Below are 1,775 nucleotides of genomic sequence, written 5' to 3'. Positions count from 1 at the left end.
GTGAAAGATACCGCCCAGAGGGCGGCGTTACAAAGAATGATTTGTGCTTTAAATCGGGAATTAGTCTAAAATCTAAAATTTAAAATCTAAAATCAAAATGTCCGTTTCCACCCCATCCCAGTCATTTTCTGCTAGCCCCCCTCAACAGACCAAAGATTTTGATGCGATCGTCATCGGTTCAGGTATTGGAGGACTGGTGACAGCCACCCAGCTAGCCGCCAAGGGAGCCCAAGTCCTCGTCCTCGAAAGCTACATCATCCCCGGCGGAAGTGCCGGTTACTTTGACCGGGATGGGTATCGATTTGATGTCGGGGCATCGATGATTTTCGGGTTTGGGCAAAAGGGTACTACTAACCTGCTTACTCGTGCCCTGCAAGCCGTTAATGTCAGCTTAGAAACCATTCCCGATCCCGTGCAGATTCACTATCACCTGCCTAACGGTTTGGAAATCCAAGTTCACCAGCTATATGAGAAATTTTTGCAAGAACTAATTGATAAGTTTCCTCAAGAGCGTGAAGGTATCCGCCAATTTTACGGTGAATGCTGGCAGGTTTTTAACTGTCTTAACGCGATGGAGTTGCTTTCCCTGGAAGAATTGGGATATTTAATGCGGGTGTTTTTCAAGCATCCCCTTGCTTGTCTGGGATTGGTGAAGTATCTACCTCAGAATGTCGGTGATATTGCTCGTCGCTATATTAAAGATCCAATTTTACTCAAATTTATTGATATTGAGTGTTACTGTTGGTCAGTAGTTCCTGCTGAGTTAACGCCAATGATTAATGCAGGAATGGTGTTTTCTGACAGACACTACGGCGGTATTAACTATCCTAAAGGCGGAGTTGGGCAAATTGCCCAAAAATTGGTAGAAGGCTTAGAAAAAGCTGGCGGACAGATTAAGTATAAAGCTAGAGTCGCGCGAATTATTACAGAAAATGGTCGCGCGGTTGGTGTGGAATTAACAACTGGCGAAGTTTATCGGGCAAAACGGATAGTTTCTAATGCTACTCGCTGGGATACTTTTGAGAAGTTATTGCCTGCTGAGGCGATGCCTAATAAAGAGAAAAAATGGCAAGAACGCTATCATAAATCTCCTAGTTTTTTGAGTTTACATTTAGGTGTTGAAGCTTCTGTGTTTCCCAAGGATACGGCGTGCCATCATATTTTATTAGAAAATTGGGATAAAATGGAAGCGCCAGAAGGAACGATTTTTGTGTCAATTCCAACATTGCTAGATCCGAGTTTAGCACCGGAAGGATATCATATTGTTCATACTTTTACGCCGAGTTGGATGGAGGAGTGGGAAAGTTTATCGACGAAGGAGTATGAGGAGAAAAAAGAAGTGGCGGCGGGGAGAGTGATTGAGAGGTTGGAGCAGATTTTTCCTGGTTTAGATGCGGGTTTAGATTATATGGAAGTGGGTACGGCGAGATCGCACCGCAGATTTTTAGGTCGCGAAGATGGGACTTATGGGCCGATTCCACAGCGAAAGTTATTGGGTTTGTTAGGAATGCCGTTTAATCGAACTTCTATTCCTGGGTTATATTGTGTGGGAGACAGTACGTTTCCGGGTCAGGGTTTGAATGCTGTAGCTTTTTCTGGGTTTGCTTGCGCTCATCGAATTGCTGTGGATTTGGGATTTTGATTTTTTTACCGCAGATGGACACGGTTAACGGTTAACAAAGAGTTGGGTGTAACGAAGTTACACCCAACCTACTTTTGGTATAGCAAATTAGGACAAATATCCGTAACGCCGCCTTCTAGGCGGTATCTTACCG

1 protein-coding gene is annotated in these 1,775 nt (G+C 44.2%); it reads left to right on the top strand.

Features of this window, described 5'->3' with window-relative positions; genetic code table 11:
• Positions 1 to 97: 97 nt before the first annotated feature.
• A complete protein-coding gene (gene crtH, locus PY364_RS13075; protein ID WP_275523087.1) occupies positions 98 to 1,642 on the top strand; it encodes a carotenoid isomerase in 1,545 nt (514 codons plus the stop codon).
• The last annotated feature ends 133 nt before the right edge of the window (positions 1,643 to 1,775 follow it).

The sequence above is a fragment of the Kamptonema sp. UHCC 0994 genome (assembly GCF_029167235.1).
Lineage (GTDB): Bacteria > Cyanobacteriota > Cyanobacteriia > Cyanobacteriales > Microcoleaceae > Kamptonema.
This window is presented reverse-complemented; position numbering and strand designations above follow the sequence as displayed.

Bases quoted from the DNA above. Each gene is read 5' to 3' on its own strand.
- crtH (WP_275523087.1), top strand. From the start codon at position 98: ATGTCCGTTTCCACCCCATCCCAGTCATTTTCTGCTAGCCCCCCTCAA.